This is a genomic window from Roseovarius sp. MMSF_3298, assembly GCF_030733705.1.
In the GTDB taxonomy this organism is placed as follows: Bacteria; Pseudomonadota; Alphaproteobacteria; order Rhodobacterales; family Rhodobacteraceae; genus Roseovarius; species Roseovarius confluentis.
This window is the reverse complement of record NZ_JASHIN010000002.1, coordinates 254,609-270,354: the sequence shown is the minus strand read 5'-3', so window position 1 is coordinate 270,354 and position 15,746 is coordinate 254,609. Positions and strand designations below refer to the sequence as shown.

General features: G+C 64.1%; 18 protein-coding genes. 12 read left to right on the top strand and 6 right to left on the bottom strand.

The features are described from left to right. The first annotated feature begins 191 nt into the window (after positions 1-191). From RBB18_RS03370 to sucD, 5 genes are all read left to right on the top strand, one after another. Complete coding sequence (locus RBB18_RS03370; RefSeq protein WP_103761873.1) at positions 192-1,406, top strand: alanine--glyoxylate aminotransferase family protein; 1,215 nt, start codon at positions 192-194, stop codon at positions 1,404-1,406. A gap of 79 nt (positions 1,407-1,485) precedes the next feature. Then, complete coding sequence (locus RBB18_RS03365) at positions 1,486-2,463, top strand: D-glycerate dehydrogenase (protein WP_306110554.1); 978 nt, start codon at positions 1,486-1,488, stop codon at positions 2,461-2,463. 41 nt (positions 2,464-2,504) lie between these two features. Next, complete coding sequence (locus RBB18_RS03360; RefSeq protein WP_103761431.1) at positions 2,505-2,732, top strand: N-(5'-phosphoribosyl)anthranilate isomerase; 228 nt, start codon at positions 2,505-2,507, stop codon at positions 2,730-2,732. 258 nt (positions 2,733-2,990) lie between these two features. Further along, positions 2,991-4,181 carry a malate--CoA ligase subunit beta gene (locus RBB18_RS03355; RefSeq protein ID WP_103761874.1) on the top strand — a complete coding sequence of 397 codons (1,191 nt, stop codon included), beginning with the start codon at positions 2,991-2,993 and terminating at the stop codon, positions 4,179-4,181. Then, a complete protein-coding gene (gene sucD, locus RBB18_RS03350; protein ID WP_103761432.1) occupies positions 4,181-5,062 on the top strand; it encodes a succinate--CoA ligase subunit alpha in 882 nt (293 codons plus the stop codon). The genes RBB18_RS03355 and sucD overlap by 1 nt, the downstream gene beginning before the upstream one ends. 124 nt (positions 5,063-5,186) lie before the next feature. Here the strand turns inward: sucD and RBB18_RS03345 are convergent, their stop codons facing one another. Next, positions 5,187-5,570: a cell division protein ZapA gene (locus tag RBB18_RS03345; protein ID WP_103761433.1), complete on the bottom strand. Its 384-nt coding sequence runs from the start codon at positions 5,568-5,570 to the stop codon at positions 5,187-5,189. Next, entirely contained in the window at positions 5,570-6,175 is a 606-nt protein-coding gene (locus RBB18_RS03340) for a hypothetical protein (RefSeq protein ID WP_371931580.1), read from the bottom strand. The genes RBB18_RS03345 and RBB18_RS03340 overlap by 1 nt, the downstream gene beginning before the upstream one ends. 141 nt (positions 6,176-6,316) lie before the next feature. Here RBB18_RS03340 and tkt point away from each other — a divergent pair, with 141 nt between their 5' ends. Further along, positions 6,317-8,332: a transketolase gene (gene tkt / locus RBB18_RS03335; RefSeq protein ID WP_103761434.1), complete on the top strand. Its 2,016-nt coding sequence runs from the start codon at positions 6,317-6,319 to the stop codon at positions 8,330-8,332. A gap of 79 nt (positions 8,333-8,411) precedes the next feature. After that, on the top strand, positions 8,412-9,614 hold the full coding sequence (locus RBB18_RS03330; protein ID WP_103761435.1) for a PQQ-dependent sugar dehydrogenase: 1,203 nt from the start codon (positions 8,412-8,414) through the stop codon (positions 9,612-9,614). A 72-nt stretch (positions 9,615-9,686) separates the two neighbouring features. On the opposite strand, the gene RBB18_RS03325 is transcribed toward RBB18_RS03330, so the two are convergent. Then, a complete protein-coding gene (locus RBB18_RS03325; protein ID WP_306110555.1) occupies positions 9,687-10,658 on the bottom strand; it encodes a DUF808 domain-containing protein in 972 nt (323 codons plus the stop codon). 168 nt (positions 10,659-10,826) lie between these two features. On the opposite strand from RBB18_RS03325, the gene gap reads away from it, so the two are divergent. From gap to RBB18_RS03300, 5 genes are all read left to right on the top strand, one after another. Next, positions 10,827-11,828 (top strand): type I glyceraldehyde-3-phosphate dehydrogenase, encoded by a 1,002-nt coding sequence (gene gap, locus RBB18_RS03320; RefSeq protein WP_103761437.1) that lies wholly within the window; start codon positions 10,827-10,829, stop codon positions 11,826-11,828. 207 nt (positions 11,829-12,035) lie between these two features. Further along, the gene (locus RBB18_RS03315) at positions 12,036-12,287 is read left to right on the top strand and encodes a PepSY domain-containing protein (RefSeq protein WP_274591991.1); all 252 of its coding nucleotides are present in this window, start codon (positions 12,036-12,038) and stop codon (positions 12,285-12,287) included. A gap of 54 nt (positions 12,288-12,341) precedes the next feature. Continuing rightward, on the top strand, positions 12,342-12,881 hold the full coding sequence (locus RBB18_RS03310; RefSeq protein ID WP_274591992.1) for a cytochrome b/b6 domain-containing protein: 540 nt from the start codon (positions 12,342-12,344) through the stop codon (positions 12,879-12,881). Beyond that, positions 12,878-13,402 (top strand): helix-turn-helix transcriptional regulator, encoded by a 525-nt coding sequence (locus RBB18_RS03305; protein WP_306110556.1) that lies wholly within the window; start codon positions 12,878-12,880, stop codon positions 13,400-13,402. Before RBB18_RS03310 ends, RBB18_RS03305 begins: the two co-directional genes overlap by 4 nt. A gap of 81 nt (positions 13,403-13,483) precedes the next feature. Next, positions 13,484-13,627, top strand: coding sequence for a glyceraldehyde-3-phosphate dehydrogenase (locus RBB18_RS03300; RefSeq protein ID WP_103761441.1), 144 nt, complete (start codon positions 13,484-13,486; stop codon positions 13,625-13,627). A 10-nt stretch (positions 13,628-13,637) separates the two neighbouring features. On the opposite strand, the gene coaD is transcribed toward RBB18_RS03300, so the two are convergent. From coaD to RBB18_RS03285, 3 genes are all read right to left on the bottom strand, one after another. Continuing rightward, positions 13,638-14,132 carry a pantetheine-phosphate adenylyltransferase gene (gene coaD, locus RBB18_RS03295; RefSeq protein ID WP_103761876.1) on the bottom strand — a complete coding sequence of 165 codons (495 nt, stop codon included), beginning with the start codon at positions 14,130-14,132 and terminating at the stop codon, positions 13,638-13,640. Between the two features lie 156 nt (positions 14,133-14,288). Next, entirely contained in the window at positions 14,289-14,726 is a 438-nt protein-coding gene (locus RBB18_RS03290; RefSeq protein WP_103761442.1) for a CBS domain-containing protein, read from the bottom strand. A 61-nt stretch (positions 14,727-14,787) separates the two neighbouring features. Further along, the gene (locus RBB18_RS03285) at positions 14,788-15,684 is read right to left on the bottom strand and encodes a LysR family transcriptional regulator (protein ID WP_306110557.1); all 897 of its coding nucleotides are present in this window, start codon (positions 15,682-15,684) and stop codon (positions 14,788-14,790) included. Positions 15,685-15,746: the final 62 nt, after the last annotated feature.

Below are 15,746 nucleotides of genomic sequence, written 5' to 3'. Positions count from 1 at the left end.
TGAAATCAAAGGAATTTTCTGTATGCCTGTGTATGCCGAGGCGGGTTGGGACGCGATATGTCACCCGGGCGGGTAGGAATTACCCACCCATCGGGCGGTTTCACCCCGGTTTTGCCGCGAACAAGGCTTCACAGGGCCGATTTGCGTGCTAGGACCCTGCGTCAAGTCATGTGACAGGGAGCGAGAACATCATGAATGGTTACCAGCATCTTTACATCCCCGGCCCCACCAATGTGCCGGAACCCGTGCGTCAGGCCATGAACGTCCCCATGGAGGACATGCGCGCCCCGGATTTCCCCGATCTGGTGACCGGCCTGCTGGCCGACATGAAGAAAGCCTATCGGTTGGAGAACGGTCGGGTCTTCATTTTCCCGTCCTCCGGCACCGGAGCATGGGAAAGCGCCATCCAGAACACGCTGCAACCCGGTGACAAGGTTCTGATGTCGCGCTTCGGGCAGTTTTCGCTGCTCTGGGTCGACATGGCCGAGCGACTGGGCCTCGACGTGGTGCTGTGTGAGGTCGAATGGGGCAAGGGCGTGCCGCTGGAGGACTACGCCAAGCACCTGAAGGCCGACACCAACCACGAGATCAAGGCAGTTTTCGCCACGCAGAACGAAACCGCGACAGGCGTGACGTCGGATATCGAGGGCGTGCGCAAGATCCTGGACGATGCGGGCCATCCCGCGATGCTCTTCGTCGACGGGGTCAGTTCCATCGCGTCGATCGAGTTCGAGATGGAGAAATGGCGTGTCGATCTGGCCGTGTCCGGCTCGCAGAAGGGCTTCATGCTGCCTGCGGGACTTGGTTTCCTCGGCGTCAGCGACAAGGCGCTGGAGGCCAACAAGCGGCTGGCCAATTCCGGCATGTCGCGCTGCTATTTCAGCTTCGAGGACATGATCAAGCTGAACGACACCGGGTATTTCCCCTACACGCCTGCCACCCAGCTTCTGCGCGGGCTGCGCTGTTCGCTGGACATGATCCTGGACACCGGGATGGAAAGCATCTGGGCGCGTCACAAGCGGCTGGCCCAGGGTGTGCGCGCCGCGGTCGAGGCGTGGGACGGCTGCGAACTGGTGGCGCGCGGGCCGGAATGGGAATCCGACACGGTGTCGGCCATCTATTCGCCCGAGGGCGTGGATGCCCGCGACGTGATCTCGACCGCCTACAACAAATACCAGACCTCGCTTGGCACCGGTCTGAACAAGCTGGCGGGCAAGGCGTTCCGCATCGGGCACCTGGGCTCGCTGAACCCGGTGATGCTGTGTGGCGCGATTTCGGCCGCGGAAATGGCGCTGGTGGATGCCGGGGCCAAGATCGAACCGGGCTCTGGCGTGGCCGCCGCACAGGCCCATTACCGCGACACGACACCCGACAACGCCAAGGGCAGCACCGCCAAGGCGGCCTGATCCCAACGGGTTGATTGCAAGTGCCCCGCCCTTGGCGCATTCTGCGCCGAGGGCGGATCACGACAAGGGAAGAGACATCATGAAAATTCTGGTAACGCGCGCCTGGCCGAAGGCGACCGAGGACCGTTTGACCAATGCCGGGCTGGGCGACGTGACGCTGCGCCATCCCGACACACCGATGAGCCATGACGAGTGGATGGACGCGGCCAAGACCTACGACGTCATCATGCCCACCGTGTCGGACAAGATCCCGGCCGAGTTTTACCCGGCGGCCAAGGGCAAGGTGAAGATCTTCGCCAACTATGGCGTCGGCTTCAACCATATCGACATCGACGCGGCGGCGGCCAACGACATCACCGTGACGAACACGCCGGACGTGCTGACCGATTGCACCGCCGACCTGGCGATGGGCCTCTTGCTGGCCGCGGCGCGCCGCATCGGCGAAGGCGAGCGCGAAACCCGCGCGGGCGGCTGGGAAGGCTGGCGGCCCACCCACATGATCGGCAAGAAAGTCTCGGGCGCGACGCTGGGAATCATCGGCTTTGGCCGCATCGGTCAGGCGATGGCGCGCCGGGCCCATAACGGGTTCGGCATGCGCGTGGTGTTCCAGGACGCCTGGGAGGTGCCCGAGGACATCAAGGCCGCCAACGGCAATGCCGAACAACTGCCGAGCATGGTCGAGGTCGCAGCAGAGGCCGACTTCCTGTCGCTGCATTGCCCCGGTGGCGCAGACACCTACAAGATGATCAACGCCATTATCTTCAACGCCATGAAACCCGGCGCGATCCTTGTGAACTCGGCCCGCGGTGACGTGGTGGACGAGGACGCGCTCTTTGACGCGCTCGATTCGGGCCAGCTGAGCGCGGCTGGGCTGGACGTTTATCACAACGAGCCGGCACTCGACCCGCGGTTCCTGGCCTACGAGAATATTGTTCTGGCTCCGCACCTGGGCAGCGCGACCGACGGCACGCGCGAGGCCATGGGTTTCCGCGCGATCGACAACCTCGAGGCCTTCCTCAAGGGCAAAACACCGGGCGACCTCGTGACGCCGAAGTGATGTTCACCGGGTCTTAACCAAGCTGCGCCAAGGATCGGGCCATGAGTCAGAATGGCCCGATCACCCCCGATGCGTGGATGGCGGATGTCTTTCGCGCAAAAGCCGCCAGAGACGGATGCATCATCCGCCGGCGTCTGCGCGATATCGACCGATATGTAGGTCGCGCGGCATTTCTTTCCGAACTCGAAAGACGAGGTTTCCAGGCGGTGGAAAACGCCGGGCAGCTTGTGATCTTCTGCAACAGAGAACCGCTTCGCCGGGTGCTCTGAGCCGATTTCTTGCAAGAAATCGGAATGGAAATTTGCAATTTTCCAGACCGGAATTTTCGAAAATTCCGGTCACCGTGACCCTCGCACGTGCGCCCTGACGGCATCCCGCCGCATTCCGCAGCGCCCGCCACGGGTAGGATCGGCTACCCGTTCCGGCCCGAACCCCAACCCGGGGCGTGCATTGCTACCCGGGCGAAAGTATCGCGCAGACCGCATTCCGGACAGGATGAGACAACATGATGCGAGGAGGGCATGTGCATGGACATCCATGAATTCCAGGCCAAGGAGTTGTTGAGCGGCTTTGGCGTGAACATACCGCGCGGCGGCATCGCCTACAGCCCCGAGCAGGCAGTCTATCGCTGTTCGGAACTTTCGGGCAAAAGCTGGGTCGTCAAGGCGCAGATCCATTCCGGCGCACGCGGCAAGGCCGGCGGCGTCCGCGTCTGCAAGTCCGAGGAGGAGGTCTGGGATGCGGCCTCATGGATGCTGGGCCGCAAGCTGGTGACCCACCAGACCGGCCCGCAGGGCAAGCTCGTGGGCCGGCTTTATGTCGAGGAAGCCACCGACATAGCACAGGAGATCTACCTGGGCTTCGTGATGGACCGCAAGCTGGAGCGCGTCGTGGTCGTGGCCTCGGCCCAGGGCGGGATGGAGATCGAGGAGATCTCGGAAAGCGAACCCGACTCGATCATCCGCTCGGTGGTGGACCCCGCCGTGGGCATGCAGAACTTCCAGGCGCGCGAGATCGCGTTCTCGCTGGGCCTTGATCCCGCACTGATCAACCAGGCGGCCAAGACGATCATGGGCTGCTACCGCATGATGTGGGAAACCGACGCGAACATGGTCGAGATCAACCCGCTGGTGGTGACCGCCTCGAACGAGATCGTCGCGCTGGACGCCAAGGTCAGCTTTGACGAGAACGCGCTGTTCCGGCACCCCCACATCTCGGAACTGCGCGACAAGAGCCAGGAAGACCCACGCGAGACATACGCGGGCGACCGCGGACTGAACTACATCGGCCTGGACGGCAAGATCGGCTGTATCGTCAACGGCGCGGGCCTGGCCATGGCCACGCTGGACATGATCAAGATGGCCGGTGGCGAGCCTGCCAACTTTCTCGACGTGGGCGGCGGGGCCAGCCCCGAACGGGTGCTGCAATCCTTCAAGTCGGTGCTGAACGATCCCAATGTCGAGGCCATCCTCGTCAACATCTTCGCCGGCATCAATCGCTGCGACTGGATCGCCGAGGGCGTCATCCTTGCGGTCAAGGAGCTGGACCTGAAGATCCCGCTGGTGGTGCGCCTGTCGGGAACGAACGTGGACGAAGGCATGAAACTTCTGGCCGACAGCGGGCTGGAAATCGAAACGGCCTCTTCCCTTGCGGAAGCGGCGGAAAAAGTGGTGGCCGCGTGGCGCTCCACCGACAGCGCATATGCGGAGGCAAGCTGATGGCGATCATCATCGACAAGGATACCCGCGTTCTGGTCACCGGGATCACCGGCCGGATCGGCAGTTTTCACGCCCAGGACATGATCAGCCACGGCACGAACGTGGTGGGCGGCGTCACCCCCGGCAAAGGCGGCACCAAGCATCTTGGCCTGCCGGTCTTCAACACGGTCAAGGGTGCAGTCGCGGAAACCGATGCCGAGCTGGTCGTCAGCTTCGTCCCGCCGCCGTTTGCCGCCGATTCGATCATGGAAGCGGCGGATGCGGGCATCAAGACCTGCGTCTGCATCGCCGACGGTGTGCCCGCGCAGGACATGATCGACGTCAAACGCTATATGCGCCGGTACAAGGCCGACAAACGCATGCGCCTTATCGGCCCGAACTGTGCGGGGATAATCACGCCAGGTCAGGCCTTTGCCGGGCTGATGCCGCCGTCGATCTACAAGCCGGGGCGCGTGGGCATCGTCGGGCGCTCGGGCACGCTGGGCTATGAAGCCGCCAGCCAGATGAGCGCGCATGGCATCGGCGTCAGTTCCTCGATCGGGATCGGCGGCGATCCGATCAACGGATCCAGCTTCAAAGACATCCTGGAGCTGTTTGAGGCCGACCCGGACACCGATGCCGTGGTTCTGGTGGGCGAGATCGGCGGCCCGCAGGAAGCCGAGGCGGCGGAGTATATCCGCGATCACATGACCAAGCCGGTGGCGGCCTATATCGCGGGCCTGTCGGCCCCCAAGGGACGGCGCATGGGCCACGCGGGCGCCATCGTATCGGCCTTCGGCGAGTCGGCGCAGGAAAAGGTCGACATTCTCAAGCAGGCCGGCGTGACCATCGTGCCCACGCCCTCGTCCTTTGGCGAGGTGGTCGAGAAAATGGTGGCCTGACCCACGTCAGGGCGGCGCGCACTCTCCCAAGCGTTGCGCCGAACCTGGGCCATCAAGAAGCCCCGGCATGTCACATGCCGGGGCTTCGTCTTTTCAACAGCTTACAAGCCAAAGCTCGTCAGCGTCAGCGTTCGATCTGGTCGGCAAGGCTTTCGGCGCGCGCGGCGATCTCGGCCAGCGATTCCGTGACCCGGTCGGGTATCACCGCCACCTCGACCCTCTCCGGTTCGGGCTGGGGCGCATTGCGCAACTGGTCCAGCTCGGCCTCTTTCTCGGCCATCTTGTCCTCCGCCTCGCGCAGCTTGTCCTGCACGCCGGCGGTCTTGTCGGCCAACATAAGGCCAGCCATGAGCAACATGCGGGACTCGGGGATGCGGCCGATCTGGGCCGACAATACGCTGGCCTCTTCGTCCAGCATCTTCGCGGCGGCATGCAGGTAGTGTTCCTCGCCTTCCTGGCAGGCGACCTCGAAGGTGCGGCCACCGATCTCGATCTCGACTTCGGGCATCAGGCGTCCTCCGATTTGGGGGTATCAGGTGTCTCCGCGCCTTCCAGCACTGCGGTCAGCTCTGACAGGATCGCGCTGGTTTCGGCGCGGTCGGCGGCGCGGTTGGCGCGCAGGCTTTCCAGTTCGGCCATCATCGACTTGTTGATCAGGTGCGCCTCGCCCACGCCGGCGGCATTGGCCTCGCGCAGGGCGACGTTGTTGTCGCGCAGCTGCTGGTTGGCGCGGCGCAGGGACTGCAACTCACCATCCAGCCGCGACAGGGATTGCGAGTTCTGCTCGCGCAGCGCCTCCAGTTCCTCTTCCAGCGCGTTGCGCTTGTCGCGCAGGGTCTTCACCCGCTCTTCGAGCTGTTCGTTGGCCAGCTTCTCGTCTTCCAGCGCCTGCTTGGCCTCGGCCAGTTCGGCCGGGTCCGCGACCGCACCAGTGCCCGCTTCCAGCCCGCTGCCGATGCGGTCCAGCGCGGCGTTGATGCGCCGCTGCAGTTCCTCTATTTCGCTCATGTCCTCGGTCCCCGTCTCGCGTTGCCTGTCGTCATCGTGGTGCGATCCGATCCGGCCCACTGCATTCCTGTACCGGGCGGCCCGCGAATCGCCTGCGTTAAGCATGTGCTGCAACTCTACCCAATGGTTGTACAAATTGCTTCCATTAACGTGATACTGCAACTAGGCCGGCGCAGGGGCGCTTGATCTTTGCTTCGGGGCTGGTATGCACGGCCCCGAACGCCATTTCCAAAAGGACGCTGCCCCGTGGATATCGCTGCCCTGCGCTCTGCTCATCCCGATCACTGGAACAAGGCCGCCGCCATTCGCGCGCTGACGCTCGACGCGGTGCACGCGGCCAATTCGGGCCATTCCGGCATGCCCATGGGCATGGCCGACGTGGCCACGGTGCTTTACGAAAAGCACCTGAAATTCGACGCGAGCGCCCCCAACTGGCCCGACCGGGACCGGTTCATCCTGTCCGCGGGCCACGGCTCGATGCTGCTTTACTCCCTGCTTTACCTGACGGGCTACGAGGGCATGACGCTCGACCAGATCAAGAATTTCCGCCAATGGGGCGCGATCACCGCGGGCCACCCGGAAAACTTCCTGCATGACGGGATCGAAACCACCACCGGCCCGCTGGGTCAGGGCATCTCGAACGCTGTCGGCTTCGCGATTGCAGAAGAGGCGCTGCGTGCGCGGTTCGGCAAAAAGGCAGTGGATCACCACACGTATGTCATCGCCGGTGACGGCTGCCTGATGGAGGGCGTCAGCCACGAGGCGATCGGCCTTGCCGGGCGGCTGGGCCTGGGCAAGTTGATCGTGCTTTGGGACAACAACAACATCACCATCGACGGCAAGGTCGATCTGGCCAGCCGCACCGACCAGGTGAAGCGTTTCCGCGCCGAAGGCTGGCAGGTGATCGAGATCGACGGGCACGACCCGGAAGAGATCGACGCGGCGCTGACCAAGGCCAAGACCGGCCGCCGCCCGACCATGATCGCCTGCAAGACCCATATCGCTTTGGGCCACGCGGCGCAGGACACCTCGAAAGGTCACGGCGCGTTGACCGACGCCGACCAGATGGCGGCGGCGAAAGAAGCCTATGGCTGGACCACTGGCCCGTTCGAAGTGCCCGCAGACATCAAGAAGGCCTGGGAAGCCATCGGCAAACGCGGCGCCGACGCCCATGCCGAATGGAAGACCCGCATGGGCGAGCTGAGCGACCGCCGCCAGGCCGAGTTCACCCGCGTCATGGACGGCGACGTGCCGAAATCGCTGGCCTCGCGCATCCGGGCGCTGAAAAAGCAGATTTCCGAGGAATGCCCCAAGGTCGCCACCCGCAAGTCGAGCGAGATGGTGCTGGAGGTCGTGAACCCGGTCATGCAGGAAACCATCGGCGGCTCGGCCGACCTGTCGGGCTCGAACAACACCAAGTCCGGCGACATGAGCGTCTTCGACGAGGGCAACCGCAAGGGCCGCTACATCCATTACGGCATCCGCGAGCACGGCATGGCCGCGGCGATGAACGGCATGGCCCTGCATGGCGGCATTCGGCCCTATGGCGGCACGTTCATGTGCTTCACCGACTATGCCCGTCCCGCGATGCGCCTTGCGGCGCTGATGAAGGTGCCCAGCGTTTTCGTGATGACCCATGACAGCATCGGCCTGGGCGAGGATGGCCCGACGCACCAGCCGATCGAGCACCTGGCGATCAGCCGTGCCACGCCCAACACCAACGTTTTCCGCCCTTGCGACACGGTGGAAACCGCCGAGGCGTGGGAACTGGCGCTGACCTCGAAATCCACGCCGTCGGTCCTGTCTTTGACCCGCCAGGGCGTGCCGACGCTGCGCACCGAGCACAAGCAGAAGAACCTGACCGCGCAGGGCGCCTACGTGCTGGCCGATGCCGAGGGCAAGCGCCAGGCGCTGTTGATGGCGACCGGCTCGGAAGTGGCGATTGCCATGGCCGCGCGGGATCTGCTGCAGGCCGAAGGTATCGGGACGCGCGTCGTCTCTATGCCCTGCTGGGAGCTTTTCGAGGAACAGGACGAGGCCTACCGCCGCAAGGTCCTGCCCGCGGGCCCCGTGCGCGTGGCGGTCGAGGCGGCGATACGCTTCGGCTGGGACCGCTGGCTTTACGGCGAGCGCGGCAAGCGCGAGAAATCGGGCTTTATCGGCATGCACGGCTTCGGTGCATCGGCCCCGGCCGAGGTCCTCTACGAGCAGTTCGGCATCACCGCCGAGGCCGTGGCCGAGAAAGCCAAGTCGCTGCTCTGACGCATCTGTGATCGCGCGCGCGGGAACCGCGCGCGCGACACCGGGTTTCTGCTTTGATGCATCACAGGAGAAACCCCAAATGAATTTTCGCCCGATCCTGACCGGAACAGCCCTGCTCGTCGCCCTGCCCGCTTATGGGCAGAATTTCGAGCGCGCGCCGCGCAATACCGACCTCGAGCCGGCCTTCGAGGGCCAGTTTCGCGCCCCGCTGAAAACCAGCGACGTGGCCCTTGAGGTCACCGACATCGCGACCGGGCTGGAACATCCCTGGGGATTCGCGCTGTTGCCCGAGGACGACGGCTACCTCGTGACCGAACGCCCGGGCCGCCTGCGCCACGTGGCAGAGGATGGAACCCTGTCCGAACCGATTGCCGGCATGCCGGAGGTGGCGGCGCAGGGCCAGGGCGGGCTGCTCGATGTCGTGCTGTCGCCCGACTTCGCTGAAAGCCGCCGGATCTACATCAGCTACGCCAAGCCGGTGGGAGATGGCCTGATGGCAACGGCCGCCGCCTACGGCACGCTGAGCGAGGATATGACCGAGATCGCCGACCTGACGGACATCTTCGTGCAGGAGCCGGGCGCCACTGTGGCCAAGCATTTCGGCTCGCGGATCGTCTTTGACGACGCGGGGCATGTGTTCATCACCACCGGCGAACACTCGTCGATGAAGTACCGCGAGTATGCTCAGGATACGTCCAACACCTACGGCGTCATCGTCCGCATGACCCTCGATGGCGAGGTGCCAGACGACAATCCCTTCGTCGGCGACGAGAACGCCATCGACAGCATCTGGTCCTACGGTCACCGCAACATTCAGGGCGCGACCATGCGCGACGGTGTGCTTTGGGAGGTCGAGCACGGCCCCAAGGGCGGTGACGAGTTGAATCGCCCCGAGCCCGGCAAGAACTACGGCTGGCCCGTCATTTCCTACGGCGAGACCTATGGCGGTTCGCCCATCGGGTCGGGCGAGGCACAGCGCGACGGCATGGAACAACCGGTCTATTTCTGGGACCCTGTGATCGCGCCCGGCGACATGACCACCTATGACGGCGATATGTTCAGCGATTGGGACGGGGATTTCCTGATCGGGTCGCTGAATCCCGGCGGCATTGTCCGGCTGGAAATGGACGGCGACGGCAAGGTCGCCGCGGAAGAGCGCATGGCGATGGATCTGGGCCGCATACGCGACGTGGACGTGGACAGCGACGGATCGATCCTGGCGATCACCGATTATTCGGACGGACGCCTGGTGCGGATCACGACAAACGGCAACGACAGCTAAGGCTGACCCCACCCGTCCCGGACTTGATCCGGGACCTCCGCATCACCACGGCTCAAAGGTTTCAGGCGCGGCTCAATGGGCCGCGCCTTTTCCGAAGACCGACGCCCACACCGGCGCAACGACCTTGGTTCCCAACGGGATAAGCAGCGTGCCCAGCACCAGCCCGAACACGCCATCCGCCGCCGCCTGCACCGCCCAGGCGACGAAGCCCTGGAACCGGTCGACCGCATGGGCGGCGTCCTCGGCCCAATGGTGGATCGTGTCATAGGGCATGGACCAGCCCATTTCGGACAGGCTGTGCAGGATGATCGCGCCACCGACCCACAGCATCGCAGCGGTGCCGACGATCATCAGAAGTTTCAGGAAATAGGGCATTCCCTTGACGATCCCTCGGCCCAGGCCGCGCGTCACACCAAGGTTGCCGTTCTGCGCCATGAAAAGCCCCGCATCGTCCGCCTTCACGATCAGCGCCACAGCGCCATAGACGGCCACGGTGATTCCCACCGCTACCACGGCCAGCGTCGCGGCCTCCATCCAGAAATTGCTGGGCGGAATGTTCGAAAGCGCGATGGTCATGATCTCGGCAGACAGGATGAAATCCGTCTTGATCGCCCCCTCGACGCGTTTCTCTTCCAGATGCGCGGGGTCCTTGGTCTGGTGGCTGCCATCCGGCCCGCCGTGATGCTTGCCCACCCCGAGCGCATGGGCCACCTTCTCTGCCCCCTCAAAACATAAATACGCGCCCCCCAGCATCAGCAAGGGGGGGATCAGCCACGGCGCGAAGTTCGATAGGGCCAGCCCCGCCGGCAGCAGGAACACCAGCTTGTTGAACAGCGACCCCCGCGCGATTTTCCACACGATCGGCAACTCGCGGGCGGGCGCGAAGCCGGTCAGGTATTTCGGTGTCACCGCCGCGTCGTCGATCGCGGCCCCCGCGGCCTTGGCCCCCGCCTTGGCCGCCTGCCCCGCCACGTCGTCGATAGACGCCGCCGCCACCTTGACCAGGCTCGCCACATCGTCCAGCAGTGCCAGTAATCCGCTCATCCTCTGCCCCTCGTTACCATTGGTGTGCTTTGATTGGCCCAATCATGCCCCGGCGCAGCAGGTTTGCGCAAACGGTTAACGCTAACACGTCAAACCCTTGCGTTTTAAGGGTTTCAGCGCGGCACCCTTGGGTCTATATCGCCACCGACACCCGAATAGGAGAACAAAATGACCGTTACCGTCGGCATCAACGGATTCGGCCGGATCGGCCGCTGCACCCTGGCGCATATCGCGGCCAGCACGCGCAACGACATCAAGGTCGCCAAGGTCAACGCCACCGGCCCGCTGGAAACCGCGGCGCACCTGATGAAATACGACAGCGTGCATGGCCGCTTCCCGGGCGACATCACGCTGGGCGACGGCACGATGGATCTGGGCCGTGGGCCGATGGAAATGTTCTCGACCTACGACATGGACGAGTTGGACTGGTCCGGCGTCGACGTGGTGCTGGAATGCACCGGCCAATTCAATGACGGCGAAAAGGCCAAGAAACACCTGGAGCGTGGTGCGGGCAAGGTCCTGCTCTCGGCGCCCGGCAAGAACGTCGACCGCACCGTGGTCTTCGGCGTCAACGACGGCGAGTTGCAGGCCGGCGAACGCATGATCTCGAACGGCTCCTGCACGACCAACTGCCTTGCACCCGTGGCCAAGGTCCTGCACGAGGCGATCGGCATCGAGAGTGGCATCATGACCACGATCCACGCCTATACCGGCGACCAACCGACGCTGGACCGCCGCCACAAGGACCTTTACCGCGCGCGCGCCGCCGCGATGTCGATGATCCCAACCTCCACCGGCGCCGCCAAGGCATTGGGCGAGGTGCTGCCCGACCTCAAGGGCAAGCTCGACGGCTCGGCCATTCGCGTGCCCACGCCGAACGTGTCAGCGGTGGACCTCACCTTCCTCGCCAAGAAGGACGTGACCGCGGACGACGTGAACGCGATCATGGCCGAGGCGGCGGCAGGTCCGATGAAGGGCGTGCTGGGCTACGATCCCGAGCCCAAGGTGTCGGTCGATTTCAACCACACCGAGGAAAGCTCGATCTTCGCCCCCGACCAGACCCGCGTGACCGGCGGTCGGCTGGTGCGCGTGCTGGCGTGGTACGACAACGAGTGGGGCTTTTCGTGCCGCATGGCCGACGTGGCCGTAGCGATGGCACGGCTGAGCTAAACCCACACCACACCGTTTCGAGGGCCCCCGTCGCAGACCGCGGCGGGGGTTTTTGCGTTTACCGGCGGCTTTCCGCCATAAACATTGGTTATAGGCCTCGGTGAATGCCCCTTTCGGTCGATAGTGTCAGCCCGCCGCAATGTGCATCTGTGATCGGCAGGCGGCATCACGCCCCTGCCCTGATCCAACGAACAAGGAACTACAGACATGACACGTATCATCGCACTCGCCCTCGCCATCTTTGCCGGTGGCATCGCCTCTGCCTCGGACGACGACGGCAAGCTGGACATGGCAAAGGCCGACCAGATCAAGACGCAATTGACGGCTGAAGGCTACGAGGTGCGAAAGGTCGAAATGGAAGACGGCCTATACGAGGCCTACGCCATGAAAGACGGCGAACGCTACGAGATCTACCTTGATTCCGACCTCAACATCGTCAAGTCCAAGCGCGACGACTGACCGGTGACAGGGGCCGGTCCTCGCGCCGGCCCCGCCCCAGACGGGAGAGATACCATGACACGCTACAAGGTCTGGGACCCGGCCATCCGGGTCTTTCACTGGGCGCTGGCCGCCGGGTTCATCGCCAACGCCTTTCTGATCGACGACGACGCAAAGCTGCATGAATGGGTCGGCTATGGCGTCATGGCGCTGGTCGGGCTGCGCATCCTGTGGGGATTCATTGGCCCGCGCCATGCCCGGTTCGCCAGTTTCATTCCCGGCCCCGGCGGAGTGACACGGCAGATCACCGACATGGCCCTGCGCCGCCGGCGGACGCATCTGGGGCATTCGCCCCTCGGCGCGTTGATGATCGGCAACCTTCTGCTATCGATGCTGGCGATCGGCGCGACCGGATACCTGATGACCACCAATGCCTTCTGGGGCGTCGAATGGGTCGAAGAGGCGCACGAGGCGTTCGTTCTCTGGGCCGAGCTTTCGGTGCTGGCCCATGTCGCGGCCGTTGTTCTGGAAAGCTTGCGCACCGGAGTCAACCTGCCCCGCGCGATGATAACAGGGTGCAAGACCGTGCCCGATGACGTTAAACTGGAGTCATGAACCCGCGCAGACAGGACAAACCCGGCGCGCTCATCGCGCTGATCGCGGTGCAGAGCCTTTGCGCCGCGTTCTTCTTGTGGGACGTGGTGGTCGATCTTGCCCCCTGGGATCTGCGGGCGCTGAGCAACCTGCATATCGTGATCGAGGCGCTGGCCGCGCTGGCGCTGGTGTCGGCCATCTTGTTCGAGACACGCTATCTCATGGCCCTGTTGCGGCGGCAGGCGCATCTCGAGTCGCAGGTTTCAATCGCCGCGGGCGCCATGGCGGAAATCATCGAGGCGCATTTCGACGAATGGGCCCTCACACCGGCGGAACGCGACGTGGCAATGTTCGCGATCAAGGGCTTTTCAGTGGCCGAAACAGCAAAGCTGCGCGGTGCCGCCGAAGGCACCGTGAAATCCCAGTTGAACGCGGTCTACCGCAAGGCCGAGGTGCCCGGGCGCGGCGCATTGCTGGGCCTTTTGGTGGGCGACCTGCTCGATATGCCACTGGTGCCGCCAGAGACGCGCGCGGCCTCGTGATTTCCTTGCGCCGTTCGTGTGTCTTGCGGCATACCCGGCAGGCAAGCGGACGTGCGACAACGGGCAGGCGATAGTAAGCACATGACAAACAAGATCGCGGTTTTCCTTGCCCTGCTGATCATCGCGGGGCTTGGCTGGGATTATCTTTACAACGATATGAACGCGTCGTTCTTCCTTGCCCGCAAGACGGTCGACCTGATCGAGTGGCTGGCCTTCTGGCGCTAGGCCGCGCCGGTCAGGCCTTGAACCGGTCTTCCAGCGCCTCCTTGACGGCCGGCGTCACAAAGCGTGTCACGTCGCCGCCGTGGCGGGCGATCTCCTTGACCAGCTTGCTGGCGATGGCCTGGCGGCGGGCATCGGCCATCAGAAAGACCGTCTCGATCCGGTCGTCCATGGCACGGTTCATCCCGACCATCTGGAACTCGTATTCGAAATCCGCCACGGCGCGCAGACCGCGGATGATCACGCTGGCCCCCACGTCGCGGGCGCAGTCGATCAGCAGGTTTTCGAACGGATGTGCCACGATCTCGGTGCCGGTGGCGGCGCTGATGCCGATGCATTCGGCCTCGACCATGGCCACGCGCTCTTCCAGCGTGAAAAGCGGGCCCTTGTCGCGGTTGATCGCAACGCCGATGACCAGCCGGTCGACCAGGGTGGCGGCGCGCGCGATGATGTCGGTATGACCCAGGGTGATCGGATCGAAAGTACCGGGATAAAGTCCGATGCGCATGAGGTCTTCCTTCGTGTCGTGACGACCTGCAAGCAACTACAAACGTTGGAGGAATGCAAGCGACTGCGCCCATATGAGTATTTGTCGAACGATGAAACCCAAATGAGCGCCTGGGCTTCCGGCGTTTCGCAAAATCTCAATTCATGCCGGTCAGGATCAGTGGCCCATCACCATGCTTTCGAGCGCCGCCTTTTCCATCGACAACTCTTGCAGCCGCGCCTTGACCACGTCCCCGATGGTGACCATGCCCACCAGTTTCTGTTCGTCATCGACCACGGGCATATGGCGGAACCGTCCATCGGTCATGCGCACCAGTACCGTGTCGGCGCTGTCCTGCTTGGTGCAACAGACGGGTTTCGGCGTCATCAGGTCCGCGACCTTGTCGTTCAGACAGCCCGAGCCCGACGTGGCGAGGCCGCGCACGATGTCCCGCTCCGACAGGATGCCATCGGGCGAGGTGCCATCGGCCGACACGATCAGGCCGCCGATGCGGTGCTTGGCCAGCATCGCCGCCGCGTCGGATACCTGCGTATCGGGCGTCACGGTGATCAACTTGTCACTGTCTTTCGCTTTCAAAATCTGCTGGACGATCATCCGGACCCTCGTTCTTTGGCGTTCAATCGGACTGTCAGCGTCCCCCAGAACCGTTTTTCTGTCAAGCGCCGGCCTCCAGCCGGGCCACCTCGGCGCGAATGCCATCGCAAAGCGCGGTCGCGAAACGGTTCATGCGGTCCAGCCGCCGGTCGTCCTGATGCCGCACCAGATAGAAGCTGCGCGTCAGGCTGATCTCGCCCGGCAGGACCTTGTCGAGGCGGCGAAAGAACGGCAGCGCGAAGTCGTGCACGATGCCGATGCCGCCGCCCTGCTGGATGCAATGGGCCTGCACCGATACCGAGTTCGAGGCCAGCGCGACCCGCTCCGCCCCAGTTTCGCCGAGATAGTCCAATTCCTTGTCGAAGATCATGTCGGGAATGTAGCCGACCATGCGATGCGCCGCGAGGTCGGCCAAAGACGTGATATCCGGCGACTGGCGCAGGTACCAGCGCACCGCGGCAAGGTGCAGCTTGTAATCGGTGATCTTCTGCACGCTCAGGCGTCCCGCCGAGGGCGGACTGACCGCGATGACCATGTCCGCCTCGCGCCGGCTGAGGTTGAAGACCCGCGGCAGCGCCACGATCTGCAGGTCGAGGTCGGGATTGTCCTTGGCCATCTGCGCACAGACCTGCGGCAGGATGAAATTGGCGCACCCATCCGGCGCCCCGATACGGATCTGCCCCGAGAGGCCTCCCGCCTGGCCGGCCATTTCCTCGTCGGCATCCTGCATCGCCATCTCGGCACGTCCCACATGCCCCATCAGGCGCTGTCCCGCATCCGTCAACGCATAGCCGCTGGGCGACTTGGCAAAAAGCGGCGCGCCGGTGTCGGCCTCCAGCCGGGCGATGCGGCGGCCGACAGTGGCGGGGTCGAGTTTCAGCGCCCGGCCCGCGGCGGACAGGCTTTCGGTGCGCGCCACCGCCAGGAATACCCGCAGATCGTCCCAGTTCGATACCATGTCCCTGCCCTCTGATCCGGTATGTTGCTTTGCATTCCTGCAAAGCCTTTTTGAAACATTGC

Excerpts from the sequence above, each read along its gene's own strand:
- RBB18_RS03330 (WP_103761435.1), top strand. The coding sequence starts at position 8,412 with ATGAATTTTCGCCCGATCCTGACCGGAACAGCCCTGCTCGTCGCCCTG.
- RBB18_RS03315 (WP_274591991.1), top strand. The coding sequence starts at position 12,036 with ATGACACGTATCATCGCACTCGCCCTCGCCATCTTTGCCGGTGGCATC.
- RBB18_RS03345 (WP_103761433.1), bottom strand. The coding sequence starts at position 5,570 with ATGCCCGAAGTCGAGATCGAGATCGGTGGCCGCACCTTCGAGGTCGCC.
- RBB18_RS03365 (WP_306110554.1), top strand. The coding sequence starts at position 1,486 with ATGAAAATTCTGGTAACGCGCGCCTGGCCGAAGGCGACCGAGGACCGT.
- sucD (WP_103761432.1), top strand. The coding sequence starts at position 4,181 with ATGGCGATCATCATCGACAAGGATACCCGCGTTCTGGTCACCGGGATC.
- RBB18_RS03285 (WP_306110557.1), bottom strand. The coding sequence starts at position 15,684 with ATGGTATCGAACTGGGACGATCTGCGGGTATTCCTGGCGGTGGCGCGC.
- RBB18_RS03360 (WP_103761431.1), top strand. The coding sequence starts at position 2,505 with ATGAGTCAGAATGGCCCGATCACCCCCGATGCGTGGATGGCGGATGTC.
- RBB18_RS03355 (WP_103761874.1), top strand. The coding sequence starts at position 2,991 with ATGGACATCCATGAATTCCAGGCCAAGGAGTTGTTGAGCGGCTTTGGC.
- coaD (WP_103761876.1), bottom strand. The coding sequence starts at position 14,132 with ATGCGCATCGGACTTTATCCCGGTACTTTCGATCCGATCACCCTGGGT.
- RBB18_RS03290 (WP_103761442.1), bottom strand. The coding sequence starts at position 14,726 with ATGATCGTCCAGCAGATTTTGAAAGCGAAAGACAGTGACAAGTTGATC.
- RBB18_RS03305 (WP_306110556.1), top strand. The coding sequence starts at position 12,878 with ATGAACCCGCGCAGACAGGACAAACCCGGCGCGCTCATCGCGCTGATC.
- RBB18_RS03310 (WP_274591992.1), top strand. The coding sequence starts at position 12,342 with ATGACACGCTACAAGGTCTGGGACCCGGCCATCCGGGTCTTTCACTGG.
- RBB18_RS03300 (WP_103761441.1), top strand. The coding sequence starts at position 13,484 with ATGACAAACAAGATCGCGGTTTTCCTTGCCCTGCTGATCATCGCGGGG.
- gap (WP_103761437.1), top strand. The coding sequence starts at position 10,827 with ATGACCGTTACCGTCGGCATCAACGGATTCGGCCGGATCGGCCGCTGC.
- RBB18_RS03340 (WP_371931580.1), bottom strand. The coding sequence starts at position 6,175 with ATGCTTAACGCAGGCGATTCGCGGGCCGCCCGGTACAGGAATGCAGTG.
- RBB18_RS03325 (WP_306110555.1), bottom strand. The coding sequence starts at position 10,658 with ATGAGCGGATTACTGGCACTGCTGGACGATGTGGCGAGCCTGGTCAAG.
- RBB18_RS03370 (WP_103761873.1), top strand. The coding sequence starts at position 192 with ATGAATGGTTACCAGCATCTTTACATCCCCGGCCCCACCAATGTGCCG.